Raw genomic sequence first — 13,177 nt, 5'->3', positions numbered from 1 at the left:
CCGGTTACATTCCGAACCCGGAAGTTAAGCCTGTCAGCGCCGATGGTACTGCACCGGGGACGGTGTGGGAGAGTAGGACACCGCCGGACAATCTTTGTGGAGGGCCACCCCTATGGGGTGGCCCTTCTGTATTTATGGGGCAGTCTTCACCACGCCGAAACCCGGGTTGACGGGGAACGAAAGCTCCTGTCGAGGCCCGGGTGGTGGTGACGGCGCGCTAGGCTGGCAATGCCGGGCCACCCCCACGGGTGGCCTTCGTCGCATCGGACGAGAAGCGAAGGCTGCGGCGGACGCGATCTCAGCGGACCTGCGGCGCAAACAACATGTCTTCCCTGGCACTCATCGGGTATGGGGCAGATCCCCAATAGTCAGGACAGTGGGAAGACAGAGCCCTGCGGCCGGCGAACCGGACGCGGTGAGCAAGCAACAGAGGACAGAAGTGAACAGAGAAGACGGGCGCGACGGCGCGGGCCGTGGCGGTGACAACCGCGAAGAGAGCAGAGACCGGGCTGAGCGCCCCGGAGGATTCCGCGGTAACGGAGGAAGCGGCGGCTTCGGCGGTCGCTATGGAGAGCGGCGAGAAGGCTCCCGGAACGACCGCGGCGAGCGCGGCGAGCGCCCGTTCCAGTCCGACAGGCGCGGCTCCCGCGACCAGGGCGGACCGTCCGGGGGACGGTTCGGATCGCGTGGTCGTGACGACAGGGCGACCGGCTCCTATGGGGATCGTGACAGGCGCGGCGGCTATCGTGACCGGGATGACCGGGGTCGCCGTCCCTTCGACAGCGGAGATCGCGCCGGTGGCCGTACCGACGATCGCGGCAGCTACCGCGACCGCGACGGGAGACGGAGCTTCGATCGCGGTGGTGACCGGCCGCGCGGGGCCGGCGGCTTCGAGGGACGCAGGGAAGCCGGAGGCTCCGAAGGACGCGGGGAGCGCGTCTATCAGGACCGGGACGCCTTCCGCACCGATCGGCCGCGCCGCCCCTATGGGGACCGCGACGGCTTCCGAGGCGGACAGGGCTCCCGGGATCGCGACGAACGGGGCGGACGCCCGTTCCGTTCCGACGACCGCGGCAGCCGGCCGTACGGTGAGCGCCGCACGGATCGGCGGGAAGGCGGCGGCGGGTACGGAGACCGCCCGCAGCGCCAGGGCGGCGGTTTCGGCGGGCGCTACGGCTCCCGGGAGCGCGACGGCCGTGAGGGTCGGGAGAACCGGGAGAACCGGGAAGGGCGCTCTTTCACGCCTCGGTACGAGCGCGGCGATCGTGACGGGTCTGGCAGTCGCCCGCCGCGACGTACGGACCAGGAGCGCGGTTACAGCCGCGACGACAGGGGCGGAAGCGGGTACGAGCGCCAGGACCGTCCCCGGCGCCCGTACGGCGATCGAGGTGGCGACCGGGGCACCGATCGAGGCTTCGGCGGCGAGGAGCGGCCGCGGCGTTCGTTCGGCGACCGCGACGGCAGGGGCGGCGGGGACAGGCCCAGGCGCCCCTATGGGGACCGGCAGGACGCAGGTGGCGACCGGCACCGCGACCGGGACTCGTTCCGCGACAGGCCGAGCCGTACGTCGGGAGACCGGCCCGGGGGGTCCTTCCGGGACCGCGACGACAGGCGTCCGGGCCGCGACCGTGAGGAGGGGGCTCGGACGTTCCGCGGGCGCGAGTCGGGCTCCGGCGACCGGCCACAGCGCCAGTTCGGCGGCGATCGCGGTGCCCGGCCGTTCGGCAGGGACCGTGACGAGTCCAGGCCGTTCAGCGGCGAGCGCGGCGCGGCGCGTCCCTTCAGCCGCGACGAGCGGGGCGGCAGCCGTGGCCGCTACGGCAGGCCGGACGAGCCGAGCAGGCCGAGGACGCGGGAGGAGATTCCTCCGCTCGACCCGGACATCACGCCGGACGAACTGGACCGGGAGGCGCGTGCGGAGCTTCGCTCGTTGCCGAACGACCTGGCGGACCTCGTGGCCGGCCACCTCGTGGCGGCCGCCCGTGCGCTGAGTGCGGAGGAACCGGAGAAGGCCTACGAGCACGCCAAGGTGGCCCGCCGCTTCGCGGGCAGGATCGGCGTGGTGCGCGAAGCCACCGGGATCGCCGCCTACCACGCTGGTCAGTACGCCGAGGCGCTGGGCGACCTGCGGGCCGCCCGACGGATCAGCGGCTCGGACGAGTACCTGCCGATCATGGCGGACTGCGAGCGCGGGCTCGGGCGGCCCGAGCGGGCGCTCGACCTCGTCCGGTCGCGCGAGGCCGAACGGCTGGACCGCGCGGGCAAGATCGAACTGGCCATCGTGGAGTCCGGGGCCCGTCGTGACCTCGGCCAGCACGACGCGGCCGTGATCACGCTGCAGCGGGTTCCGGAGTTGCGCGACCCTCAGCCGAAGCCGTGGTCGGCACGCCTCGCGTTCGCGTACGCGGACGCCCTGGCCGACGCGGGGCACGAAGAAGCGGCGACCGACTGGTTCGCTCGTGCCATGGCGTTCGACGAGGACGGCGAGACCGACGCGGCCGAACGCTACGCCGAACTGACCGGCGGACTGATCGAGGACCTGGAGGAGGACTACGACGAGTCCGGCGCCGAGTCCGGTGACCTCCTGGACGACCTTGCCGATGATGAAGAGGAAATCGAAGAGGCGGTCAAGGACGAGGAGGACGAGGCGGACCTCCCCGGCGGCCCCCGGGAGGCCGACCTCTCCGACGAGGACGAGCTGACCGAGGATGCGGCGGACGGCGACTCCGCGGGCGACGATGTGGCCGAGACGTCCTCGGCCGGCGAGGTGTCCGAACCGGTGGCGCCTGTGGCAACACCGGCACCGGGTGCCGAGGAGACGCGCGACGCCGATGAGGGGGCCGAGCGGGCTTCCGCCAAGAGCGCGCCCTCCTACGGCCCCGCGTTCATCGAGCCGGACTTCGGCGACGTGCTCGACGACCCCGTGGACGCCGAGGACGCCGAGGACGCCGAGGATCGGGCGAAGCGCCAGCCCTGACGTTCCTTCCATGCGGGCGCCGCCTCGGCGGCGCCCGTTTACATTTCCCGGGAGAAGCCGCGCCTCAGGGACGGGTCTTTCTGGGGGCCGGGAGTCAGCGCGGGGTACGGTCCAGCCAGTGCATGATCCCCGCGACGTTCGACGGCGCGCCGCTCAGCAGCTCGAACTGCTCGGCGGTGGCCTCGTCGGCGCGTAGCGCGGCGTACCGCTCCCGCGTCCGGTCGCGCACCATGGCGACGGCGTGATCGAGGTCGAGTCCCTCGTCCCTGGCCCGTCTGGTGAGATCCACCCATATCCGGAGTTCCTCGGCCGACCGTTCGAGGGTCGAAGGCACGTCCTTCACCGGTCCGTAGTGGCTGAACAGCAGCCGCTGCGGTTTCAGGGCCGTGAACAGCGCGATCGAGCCGAGGGCGACGTCGAGGTCGAAGTCCGGCGGCGGCGTGGCGGGCCGCAGGTCTCCGGTCTCGGGCAGATACACGCCGGCGGCGTCGCCCACGTACAGGTCGCCGGTGAGCGAGTCCAGCAGGCCGACGTGGTGTTTGGCATGGCCGGGGGAGTAGTGGCTCGCCAGGGTGCGGCCGTTGCCCAGGTCGATCGTCCCGGTGTCGCCGAGGGCCCTGATACGGGCCGCGTCGGTCGGCGCCAGAGTGCCGAACAGTACGTCGAGCTTGTCGCCCCACACCATCTTGGCGCTCGCCATGAGCCGGGAGGGATCGGCGAGATGACGGGCACCCTTCTCATGGACGACGATCTCCGCGGACGGATAGTAGTTCGCGATGTCCCCCACGCCCCCGGCATGATCCAGGTGGATGTGGGTGACCACGACGGTCGCGAGGTCGTCCAGTCCCACCCCGAGGGAGGACAGGGCGTCCCTGACCACGGGAGCCGAGGTCGAGGTGCCCGTCTCGACGAGGCAGGGGCGGTCGCCGAGGATCAGATAGCCCGCGGTGATGCCGGAATAGCCCGCCATCCGCGTGTCGATCTCGTAGACGTCGCCGCCGAGTGGAGTCACGTTGTCCACAGCCCACTCCTGAAACTAGAACCGGTATTCACAGAATGGCATTCAGGGCCCCGCCGGCCCAACCTGGTCACGCATAGTGATCTCCACGGCAGAGAGGAGATTACATGCACCGCAACGAGGTGGTGCTGGCCGGGCGGCTGTCCATGGAGCCGGCACACCGGGAACTGCCGAGCGGAGCCCTGCTGACGCAGTGGCGTCTCGCGGTCCGCAGGCCGGGAGGCCGCTCGGGCCATCAGCGGTCGGACGCGATCGAGTGCGCGACGCTCGACGACGGCGTGCGCGACATGGTGGCCGGCTGGCAGCTCGATGATCTGGTCGAGGTAGAGGGTGCGCTGCGCCGCCGCTGGTGGCGCGGCGGCAGTCGCTACGAGATCGAGGTCCGTACGGCACGCCGCGTCGAACCGGCCGCGCCCCGCGGCAGGCCACGCAGGAGAACGCCCCGCGCCGATGACGGAACCGCCGCCGAGACCGGTCAGGCCGGTGATGCCGGTGAGATCGCCCCTGCCCCTGCGACAGACGAGGCGTGCTCCGGCGCTGAGGTGCCCTCCGGTGGTGAGGCGTGCTCCGGCGGCGCCTCCGGCCGCGGGGCGGATCCCGCAGGCCCTCCGGCAGGCTCTTCTGGTGGGGCAGGCTCTTCTGGCGGTCAGGCCGTCGGCACCGTCGGCTCTCCGGCGACGTCGCCCCACCAACGGGACGACGCCGTCTCGGCGGAGCCCGGCGACGAGGTGATCAGTCAGCGGCGAAGGTCCGCATGACCAGGCCCGTACGGGGCTTGGGACCGAACGAGGTCGACTTGCGCGGCACCCGCTCACCCTGCGCCGCGACCGTGAGGACGTCCTCCGTGGACAGCGGATTCAGCAGAACCGCCGTCCCGCCGAGCCGGCGCGCCCTCTCCACAGCGGCGAGCGGGTCGTGGTGCACGACCATAACCGACTGCTCGCTGTCGGTGATCCCCCACACCTTGGGCAGGAGGAACGTCGTGAGGACCGAGGTGTCGAGCATCCGCCACCTAGGGGACTGCCCGGACGGCATGGCGTGCTCGACCTGCAGCGGGTCCGGATCCGTCAGCAGATGGGCGGGTCCCTCACCGGCGAGCACGAAGGCGGGGCCGGTCGCCGTGGCCAGCCCCGCGAGGGCGTCCTCGACCGAGGGGAACTCGTGGACCTGCCAGGCGCCCTTGGCCCGGGCGGCGGCCTCCTGCAGGGGCAGCCCCGGGATGACACGGTGGATGGCCCGGAGATCGGGCGGGTACGCCGTGGAGTCGACCAGGTACGCCAGGCCGTAGTCCCAGGGGCCGGGACCCACGTGGTCCTTCTGCAGCGCCTCGTAAGTGGCGTAACGGTGGTGACCGTCGGCGATCAGCGCCTGACGATCATGCAGGTCCTCCGCGACGGCTTCGATCTCGTGGGGGTCGGTCACTGCCCAGAGCCGGTGGTGCACGCCCTCACGGGTCCGGACGTCCATAAGGGGGAAACGCTGTGTCGCCACGTCGTCGACGAGCCGGGAGGCGGTGCCCCCGCCTTCGTACAACAGGAAGATCGGCTCGAAGTTGGCCTGCGTCGCCCGCATCAGGGCGAGCCGGTCGGCGACGGGCTCCGGCAGGACGTTCTCATGCGGAAGGATCGCGGTCGACCCGACCCCGACGCCTCCGATCAGGCCCCGCTGCAGGAAGCCCACACCGCTCTGCTCGTACACGTACAGGCCGGGCAGGGAGTCGACCGTCAGCACTCCATCGGAGAGCCACTCGCTCAACGTGGCGCTCGCCTCGCCGTAGTGGCTGATCCCGGGAAGGATCAGGCGCACTACGTTGTTCGGATGACGACTGAGCAGTTCCCGCAGATCGTCAGGGAAGATGAGATCGTACGGCGGGGAGGTGACAGCGGCCAGATCGTCCACCGCGTAACGGACGCCGTGGAACGGACGTAGCACCAGTCCCGCCCGTTCAGAACTCTCCATACCGGGCATGTTGCCATAAGTGCCCGGACTCCCCGACGCTGCGGTGCCCGGTTGCTTGAGAAATCGGAGTGCAGGAGGGCTTACCCCATGATCGAAGGACGAAACGAGGCCGCTGCTTCTTCCAATGATCCGGGCGGTACGCCTTCCGGCGGCGTCTATGAGTGGTTCAAGCGTGGCATGAAACTGCTCGAGGAGGGCAGTCCGGCCGCGGCGGCGGCGATCCTTGAGCACGCCGTACAGGCCGAGCCCGACTCGCGCAGCATCCGCGAGGCCCTCGCCCGGGCCCAGTTCAACTCGAAGCGCTACGACGAGGCCGCGGGCAGCTTCCGCTGGATCGTCGACGCCAACCCCGCCGAGGACTACGCCTACTTCGGTCTCGGCTTGTCGCTGTGGCGAAGCGGGGACATCGAGGGAGCGCAGGAGCCTCTCGCGGTGGCGGTGGCGATGCGCCCCGACCTGCGGCACTACGTGTCCGCGCTGAAGCAGGTCAGGGCCACGCTGCGGGCGAGGCGGGCGTGACCGTAGGCCATACTTCCGACATGCCAGAAACCACCGGCGTGCTCGTGGACGCCTACGACACGCTGCTGCTCGACCTCGACGGTGTCGTCTACCTCGGCAAACACGCGGTCCCCGGCGCGCCGGAGGCGCTGGTGAAGGCCCGGGACCAGGGCGTGCGGCTCGCGTTCGTGACCAACAACGCGTCCCGCACGCCGGGGGCGATCGCCCAGCACCTCAGCCATCTGGGCATCCCGGCCGCCCCGCAGGACGTGGTGACGTCCGCGCAGGCGGCGGCCCGGCTGGTCGCCGAGCACGTGCCGGGGGGCTCCGCCGTCCTGGTGGTAGGAGGCATGGGGTTGCGGATGGCCCTGCGCGAGCATGGCCTGCGCCCCGTGACCACGGCCCTGGACGCGCCCGCCGCCGTGGTGCAGGGCATCGCCGACAACCTGTCCTACGGGCTGCTGTGCGAAGGGGCGCTCGCCGTACGTCAGGGGGCGTGGTTCGTCGCGGCCAACGGCGACACGACCATGCCGACCGGCCGGGGCGAGCAGCCCGGGAACGGGTCGATGAGCCGCGTGATCGCCACCGCGACCGGCGTCGAGCCCGTGGTCGCCGGCAAGCCTGAGCCGCCGCTGCACCGCGAGTCGATGATCCGCACCCGCGCCGAGAGGCCGCTGATCGTCGGCGACCGGCTCGACACCGACATCGAGGGCGCGACCCGGGCCGGTGTCGACAGCCTGCTCGTGCTGACCGGCGTCGCCACTCCTCTGGACGTGCTCACCGCCGCTCCCCATCACCGTCCCACCCACATCGCCGCCGACCTGTCCGGCCTGCACGTCCCCGTGGTCCCCGTACGGCGCGGCTCGGGCGGCTGGACCTGCGGCGGGTGGACGGCCGCGTGGCAGGACGGGGAGCTCGTGCTCTCCGGGGAGGGCGACCCCGTCGAGGGGTTGCGCGCGGCGTGCGCCGCCGCCTGGGAGGCGGCGGGGGACGGCCAAGCGGATGAGGACGCGGTGAAGGCCGCCCTGGCGGCGCTGGGCCGCTGACCGACGTGGTGACGGCGTCGCCGGGCGCACACGCGTCACGGCGTCGGCCGGCGTTCGAGGCCGCGGGAAGCAGCACCTCTTTCCGGGAGCCGAACGGCTACCGCGGCACCCGGCGTCGTGCACTCTCAGGGCGGCTGATCCACGTCAGCACAGGTGGCCGTGCTCCGGCTCACACGCCGGACCACGGTGTGACGCCCGGGCGGCCGCCACCGCCCGGTAGCCGCGTTTCGCGATCCGGGCCCCGCCGTCTGCGCGGCGTGGTCCCGGCGCGTAGGTCCCGGCGCGTATGTCTTGGCGCGGGGGTGCGTCGCGGCTCTGACGCAGCGGTCAGAGGAGTTTGCGAAGGCGCAGCAGATCGCCGAGGCTCGCGTCGATCTTGACCCGGCCGCCCAGCAGCGCGCGGCCCATGTCGAGTTCGCCGTTGACCATCGAGACCAGGTCCTCGCTCTTGAGCGTCAGCTTGACCTCGGCGGGCCGGCCGTCCTCCGGGGGCACCTCCTTGAAGGGGTCGAGCCCGCCCCGGTGGATGCGACCGTAGAAGGTCACGCCGAGGTCGGAGATCCGGCAGGCAAGCCGGCGTTCGACCACGTGCTTGGCACGGTCCTCCTCGCTTATCTCGTCGAAGTGCTCGACGAGTTTGTCCAGCGCCGCCCGGCATTCCTCGACGGTCGCCATGCGCCTGCCTTTCTCCTCGCGGACCGTGTCTTCTCGCGGACGGTGTCCGCCTGTGAACCGCGCACGGATCACCGGTCGACGATGTGATTCCCCTCTACCTACCGACAGTAGCTTTCCACGGGCGGCCTGCGCGAAATCCGCGTCGGGTCATGGAAAGGTCACGGCACGCGTCCGGCGGTCCGCGAAGCGTAGATTTCGCAACCAAAGGGACGGCGAGGCGAGCATGGCCTCCCTCGCGAACCTGAGGCGAGGTCACACGGGGGAAGGCCCGCGATCCCCTGTGGAACGGCCGGACGGCGCACGATCGTCGGTGGGGTCCGATAGCGTCGAGGCGACCAGCGCCGCAGGGGCTCGTACGGGACCCGCGGCATGGCCGCGTGTCGTCCGGCGACGTCCGGGACCCGGTCCGGCGAGAGCCGGGCCGAAGCCCCGGAGCGCGCGTGCGGCCGCGCACGCGGAGACGTGACGGGGAAGCGTGACGGGGCAGCTGATCGGAGCAGGAAGGGACCATGACGGACAGCGGGATCGCGGCAGGGGAGCACCTCGCCTCGGGCGCCGACGGCGTGCAGGCCGCGTTGTCGCCCCTCGGACGGCTGGCTCACGCGCCGGTGTCCGAGCACGTGGGCGTCTTCGAACAGGTCCTCGCCGGCCTCGAAGCGGTGCTCGCGTCCGTGGAGGATGCGGGCGGGCGGCAGCCCGAGGCGCACGGCGGCAGGGAGAGCGGTCGGTGAGCGCCACGGGAGCGGCCGCGGACACCGCGAGCCGGGCGCGGACACAGGGCCGGACGGCACGGGACGGCGCGGCGGGGCGGGCCCGATGAAGCGTGTCCGGCTGGACAGCGAGCTCGTACGCCGCGGGCTCGCCCGGTCCAGAGAGCAGGCGGTCCAGCTCATCGAGGCGGGCCGGGTCAGCGTCGGAGGCCGGGTGGCGGAGAAGGCGGCCACGCAGGTGGACACGGCCGCCCCCATCGTGGTCGCCGAGACGGCCGAGGGCCCCGACTACGTGTCCAGGGGTGCTCACAAGCTGCTCGGCGCGCTGCGCGCGTTCGAAGGGCTCCGCGTCGAGGGACGCCGGTGCCTCGACGCGGGAGCCTCGACCGGCGGCTTCACCGACGTGCTGCTCAGGCACGGCGCCGCCCACGTGCTCGCGGTCGACGTGGGGTACGGCCAGCTCGCCTGGTCGCTGCGTACGGACGGGCGGGTCACGGTGATGGAGCGGGTCAACGTCCGCGACCTGACCCCGGAGATGGTGGGCGAGCCGCCGACGCTGATCGTCGGGGACCTGTCGTTCATCTCCCTCCGGCTCGTCCTCCCGGCCCTGGTGCGCTGCGCGGCCGAGGTGGCGGAGTTCGCGATGCTGGTCAAACCGCAGTTCGAGGTCGGCAAGGAGCGCGTGGGCGCGGGAGGCGTCGTACGCGACCCGGACCTGCGGGCGCAGGCGGTGCGGGACGTCGCGGCGGCGGCGGACTCGCTGGGCCTGACGATGAAGGGCGTGACGGCCAGCCCGTTGCCGGGGCCGTCGGGGAACGTGGAATACGTTTTGTGGCTCGGGAAGGGGCCGGGACACGACCCCGTGCCCGACGTGGACGCGGCCATCGACACGGCGGTCGCGGAGGGGCCCCGGTGAGCGCGGGCGGCGAGGCGTGGAGACGATGAGCACGATGAGCACGGGCGGCGCGGCGGGCGACCGGGCGGACGCCAAGAGGACCGTCCTGGTGACGGCGCACACGGGCCGGGAGGCGGCCGTGCGCAGCGCCCGCCTGGTCATGGAACGGCTGATCGGGGCGGGCATCAACGTCCGGGTGCTCGACGAGGAGGCGGAGGAGCTCGGCTGCGCCCATGTCGAGGTGGTCCCGGAGAACGGGGCGGCGCTGGAGGAGGCCGAGCTGATCATCGTCCTGGGCGGTGACGGCACGCTGCTGCGCGCCGCCGAACTGGCCCGCCCGGCCGCGGTGCCGCTGCTCGGCGTGAACCTGGGGCATGTGGGTTTCCTCGCCGAGGCGGAGGTGGAGGATCTGGCGTCCGTGGTGGACCTGGTGGTCGAGGGCCGCTACGAGGTCGAGGAGCGCATGACGGTCGATGTCGTCGTGCGCCTGAACGGGTCGGTTCTCGCGCGGACCTGGGCTCTCAACGAGGCGTCGGTCGAGAAGAAGGACCGCATGCTGGAGGTCGTCGCGGAGGTCGACGGCCGCCCGTTGTCGCGCTGGGGGTGCGACGGCGTGATCTGCGCGACCCCCACCGGGTCGACGGCGTACGCCTTCTCGGCCGGCGGTCCCGTCGTCTGGCCCGAGGTGGAGGCGCTGCTCCTGGTGCCCAACAGCGCCCACGCCCTGTTCGCCCGGCCGATGGTGGTGTCGCCGAAGTCCACGCTCGCGCTGGAGATCCTCCCCGACACCAGTGCCGGTGTGCTGTGGTGCGACGGCCGCCGGCGCTTCGACATCCCGCCCGGCGCCCGGGTGGAGGTCCGCAGGGGCGAGGTGCCCGTACGGCTGGCCCGCCTGCTCGGTGTGGAGACCACCGGGGCGCCCTTCACCGACCGCCTGGTCGCGAAGTTCGGCCTGCCGGTGCAGGGCTGGCGGGGCCGCGTACGCTCCGGCTGACCGCGTGAGGCGCCGCAATCCACAGCGGGTTGTGGCGGTTGGTGGTGATATGCCGGATGAGCAGGGCTTTCATGTCCACAGATTCTCGTTCGGGTCGCGGTCCGGACACGCTGTCCTCGAAAATCTTGACGAGTTACGCGTAGGATCTCTGGCGAGTTCGGTCGGCAAAACGGGAGGGACCAGTGCGGCCACGGGTCGAGGAGGTCCGCATCCAGGGGCTCGGCGTGATCGACGAGGCCGTACTGGAGCTGTCGCCGGGATTCACCGTCGTCACGGGTGAGACGGGGGCCGGCAAGACGATGGTCGTCACCGGTCTCGGCCTGCTGTTCGGGGGGCGGGCCGACCCGGCCAGGGTCCGGCCGGGCGCCGACAAGGCGCTGATCGAGGGCACCCTCGTGATCGAGCCCGGGGGCCGCGTGGCTCAGCAGGTCGCCGACGTCGGCGGCGAGGTCGAGGACGGGCAGCTCATCATCTCCCGGTCGGTCTCCGCCGAGGGTCGCTCCCGAGCCTGGCTGGGCGGCCGTGCCGTGCCGGTGGGCACGTTGACGTACATCGCCGACGACCTCGTGGCCGTGCACGGGCAGATGGACCAGCAGCGGCTGCTGCAGCCCGGCAGGCAGCGCGCGGCGCTCGACCGTTATGCCGGCGACGAGCTGGTCAAACCCCTGCGGGCCTACGAGCAGGCATACAAGCGGCACAAGCAGGTGGGCGAGCTGCTCCACGAGCTGACCGTCAAGGCCAGGGAGCGGGCGCAGGAGGCCGACGTGCTGCGGTTCGGCCTCGAGGAGATCGAGAAGGTCGAGCCCAGGCCGGGGGAGGACGCCGAGCTGAAGGAGGAGGCCGAGCGGCTCTCCCACGCCGACGCGCTGCGCACCGCCGCCACGACCGCGCACGCCGCGCTGCTCGGGGATCCGATGTCGAGCGGGCAGGACGTGCAGGACGCCGTGTCGCTGCTCGGTCACGCGAAGACGGCCGTGGAGTCCGTACGCGACTTCGATCCCGCGCTCGCCGGGCTCGCCGACCGCCTGGCCGAAGCCGGTTACCTGGTCTCCGACGTGGCGACCGAGCTGGCCGCGTACGCCGAGTCGGTCGAGGCCGACCCGGCGCGGCTCGCCGCGGTGCAGGAGCGCAGGGCGGCGCTGAACGGGCTCATGCGCAAGTACGGCGAGGACGTCACGGCCGTGCTCGCATGGGCGCAGCGGGCCGCCGAGAGGCTGACGGAGCTCGAAGGCGACGACGAGCGCATCGAGGAGCTGACTCGGGAGCACGGCGAGCTCACCGAGCGGCTTGGCGAGCTGGCCGGTGAGCTGACGGCCATCCGCACGATCGCCGCCGACCGGTTCGGCCAGGCGGTGACCGAGGAGCTGACCGCGCTCGCCATGCCGCACGCGCGGGTGAGCGTGGCGATCACCGCCACCGACGGCTTCGGCCCGCACGGCGTGGACGAGGTCGAGCTCCGGCTGGCGTCCCATCCCGGCGCGCCGCCGCTGCCGCTGACCAAGGGCGCCTCCGGCGGCGAGCTGAGCCGGGTGATGCTCGCCATCGAGGTGGTCTTCGCCGGGGCCGACCCCGTTCCGACGTTCGTGTTCGACGAGGTCGACGCGGGGGTCGGCGGCAAGGCGGCCGTGGAGATCGGCAGGCGGCTGGCCAAACTCGCCAGGACGGCGCAGGTCATCGTGGTCACCCACCTGCCGCAGGTGGCGGCCTTCGCCGACCAGCACCTCGTGGTCGAGAAGGCGAGCGACGGCAGGGTCGTCCGCAGCGGCGTCGTGACGCTCGACCAGGAGGGCCGCGAGCGGGAGCTGTCGCGGATGCTCGCCGGGCTGGAGGACTCCGAGCTCGGCCGGGCGCACGCCGCCGAGCTGCTGTCCATCGCCGCCGCCGACAAGGCCGCCTGGGAGAAGGCGTCCTCGGGAGCGGCCAAGCGCCCGGGCCGCCGGGCCGCCGGCTGAGGGCCCCTCCAGTCCGCAGCCTGAGGCCTCCGGCCGTCGCCGATCCAGGTGCGGTGCAGTGCGATGCAGCAGCGCGGTGCGGTGCAGTGCGGCTGCAATGCAGTGCGGTGCGGTGCGGTTGCGATGCAGTGCGATGCAGTGCGGTGCGGTGCGGTGCGTTTCGCGTGCCGGGTCGCACGGGTCGCGCGGTCGCACCGACCTGCTGTTGCTCGCCGCTGCCGGCCCGCCCGGCGCGTACACTCGGCGGGGCGCGCGGGGGTGACGTTTGGAGCAGGGCGCGCCGGGAAGCAGTCAAGCCCCGGCACGAGGGGGCGGAGGAACGGGGGCGGACGGCGTCGCGGAAGGTGTGCGTTGGCTCGGCTGCCCCCGGTCGGCGCACCTCGGCGACATCCCTGACTTGCAGTGACAATTCAGACGAGCCGTGGGGTGTGGAAGCGTGGTGGTCGCCGCCTC

11 protein-coding genes and 1 rRNA gene are annotated in these 13,177 nt (G+C 72.2%); 9 read left to right on the top strand and 3 right to left on the bottom strand.

Features of this window, described 5'->3' with window-relative positions:
- A 5S ribosomal RNA gene (gene rrf / locus QSK36_RS11105) occupies positions 1-89 on the top strand; the annotation flags it as partial.
- 350 nt (positions 90-439) lie between these two features.
- On the top strand, positions 440-2,977 hold the full coding sequence (locus QSK36_RS11100) for a hypothetical protein (protein WP_285782295.1): 2,538 nt from the start codon (positions 440-442) through the stop codon (positions 2,975-2,977).
- 94 nt (positions 2,978-3,071) lie between these two features.
- On the opposite strand, the gene QSK36_RS11095 is transcribed toward QSK36_RS11100, so the two are convergent.
- Positions 3,072-3,998 (bottom strand): MBL fold metallo-hydrolase, encoded by a 927-nt coding sequence (locus QSK36_RS11095; RefSeq protein WP_285782294.1) that lies wholly within the window; start codon positions 3,996-3,998, stop codon positions 3,072-3,074.
- 104 nt (positions 3,999-4,102) lie between these two features.
- On the opposite strand from QSK36_RS11095, the gene QSK36_RS11090 reads away from it, so the two are divergent.
- Complete coding sequence (locus QSK36_RS11090; RefSeq protein ID WP_285782293.1) at positions 4,103-4,753, top strand: single stranded DNA-binding domain-containing protein; 651 nt, start codon at positions 4,103-4,105, stop codon at positions 4,751-4,753.
- Here QSK36_RS11090 and QSK36_RS11085 read toward each other — a convergent pair.
- A complete protein-coding gene (locus QSK36_RS11085; protein WP_285782292.1) occupies positions 4,728-5,954 on the bottom strand; it encodes a DUF1015 family protein in 1,227 nt (408 codons plus the stop codon). The two genes, QSK36_RS11090 and QSK36_RS11085, sit on opposite strands and share 26 nt — an antisense overlap.
- A 177-nt stretch (positions 5,955-6,131) precedes the next feature.
- Between QSK36_RS11085 and QSK36_RS11080 the strand changes: the two genes are divergently transcribed.
- Positions 6,132-6,473: a tetratricopeptide repeat protein gene (locus tag QSK36_RS11080; protein WP_225898049.1), complete on the top strand. Its 342-nt coding sequence runs from the start codon at positions 6,132-6,134 to the stop codon at positions 6,471-6,473.
- A gap of 20 nt (positions 6,474-6,493) precedes the next feature.
- The gene (locus tag QSK36_RS11075; RefSeq protein ID WP_183537258.1) at positions 6,494-7,498 is read left to right on the top strand and encodes an HAD-IIA family hydrolase; all 1,005 of its coding nucleotides are present in this window, start codon (positions 6,494-6,496) and stop codon (positions 7,496-7,498) included.
- Positions 7,499-7,825: 327 nt separating this feature from the next.
- Here the strand turns inward: QSK36_RS11075 and QSK36_RS11070 are convergent, their stop codons facing one another.
- A complete protein-coding gene (locus QSK36_RS11070) occupies positions 7,826-8,173 on the bottom strand; it encodes an SCP2 sterol-binding domain-containing protein (RefSeq protein WP_183537259.1) in 348 nt (115 codons plus the stop codon).
- Positions 8,174-8,682: 509 nt separating this feature from the next.
- Between QSK36_RS11070 and QSK36_RS11065 the strand changes: the two genes are divergently transcribed.
- The 4 genes from QSK36_RS11065 (at position 8,683) to recN (ending at position 12,724) form a co-directional block, all read left to right on the top strand.
- Entirely contained in the window at positions 8,683-8,904 is a 222-nt protein-coding gene (locus QSK36_RS11065; protein ID WP_182902128.1) for a hypothetical protein, read from the top strand.
- Positions 8,905-8,989: 85 nt separating this feature from the next.
- A complete protein-coding gene (locus QSK36_RS11060; protein WP_285782291.1) occupies positions 8,990-9,799 on the top strand; it encodes a TlyA family RNA methyltransferase in 810 nt (269 codons plus the stop codon).
- A gap of 25 nt (positions 9,800-9,824) precedes the next feature.
- On the top strand, positions 9,825-10,772 hold the full coding sequence (locus QSK36_RS11055; protein ID WP_182902126.1) for an NAD kinase: 948 nt from the start codon (positions 9,825-9,827) through the stop codon (positions 10,770-10,772).
- A 182-nt stretch (positions 10,773-10,954) separates the two neighbouring features.
- Entirely contained in the window at positions 10,955-12,724 is a 1,770-nt protein-coding gene (recN, locus tag QSK36_RS11050) for a DNA repair protein RecN (protein WP_285782290.1), read from the top strand.
- Positions 12,725-13,177 lie beyond the last annotated feature (453 nt).

The organism is Microbispora sp. NBRC 16548 (assembly GCF_030268985.1).
GTDB lineage: Bacteria > Actinomycetota > Actinomycetes > Streptosporangiales > Streptosporangiaceae > Microbispora > Microbispora catharanthi.
The sequence above is the reverse complement of the archived record's forward strand: the minus strand, read 5'-3'. Positions and strand labels throughout refer to the sequence as shown.

Excerpts from the sequence above, each read along its gene's own strand:
- QSK36_RS11090 (WP_285782293.1), top strand. The coding sequence starts at position 4,103 with ATGCACCGCAACGAGGTGGTGCTGGCCGGGCGGCTGTCCATGGAGCCG.
- QSK36_RS11085 (WP_285782292.1), bottom strand. The coding sequence starts at position 5,954 with ATGGAGAGTTCTGAACGGGCGGGACTGGTGCTACGTCCGTTCCACGGC.
- QSK36_RS11080 (WP_225898049.1), top strand. The coding sequence starts at position 6,132 with ATGAAACTGCTCGAGGAGGGCAGTCCGGCCGCGGCGGCGGCGATCCTT.
- QSK36_RS11075 (WP_183537258.1), top strand. The coding sequence starts at position 6,494 with ATGCCAGAAACCACCGGCGTGCTCGTGGACGCCTACGACACGCTGCTG.
- QSK36_RS11070 (WP_183537259.1), bottom strand. The coding sequence starts at position 8,173 with ATGGCGACCGTCGAGGAATGCCGGGCGGCGCTGGACAAACTCGTCGAG.
- QSK36_RS11065 (WP_182902128.1), top strand. The coding sequence starts at position 8,683 with ATGACGGACAGCGGGATCGCGGCAGGGGAGCACCTCGCCTCGGGCGCC.
- QSK36_RS11060 (WP_285782291.1), top strand. The coding sequence starts at position 8,990 with ATGAAGCGTGTCCGGCTGGACAGCGAGCTCGTACGCCGCGGGCTCGCC.
- QSK36_RS11055 (WP_182902126.1), top strand. The coding sequence starts at position 9,825 with ATGAGCACGATGAGCACGGGCGGCGCGGCGGGCGACCGGGCGGACGCC.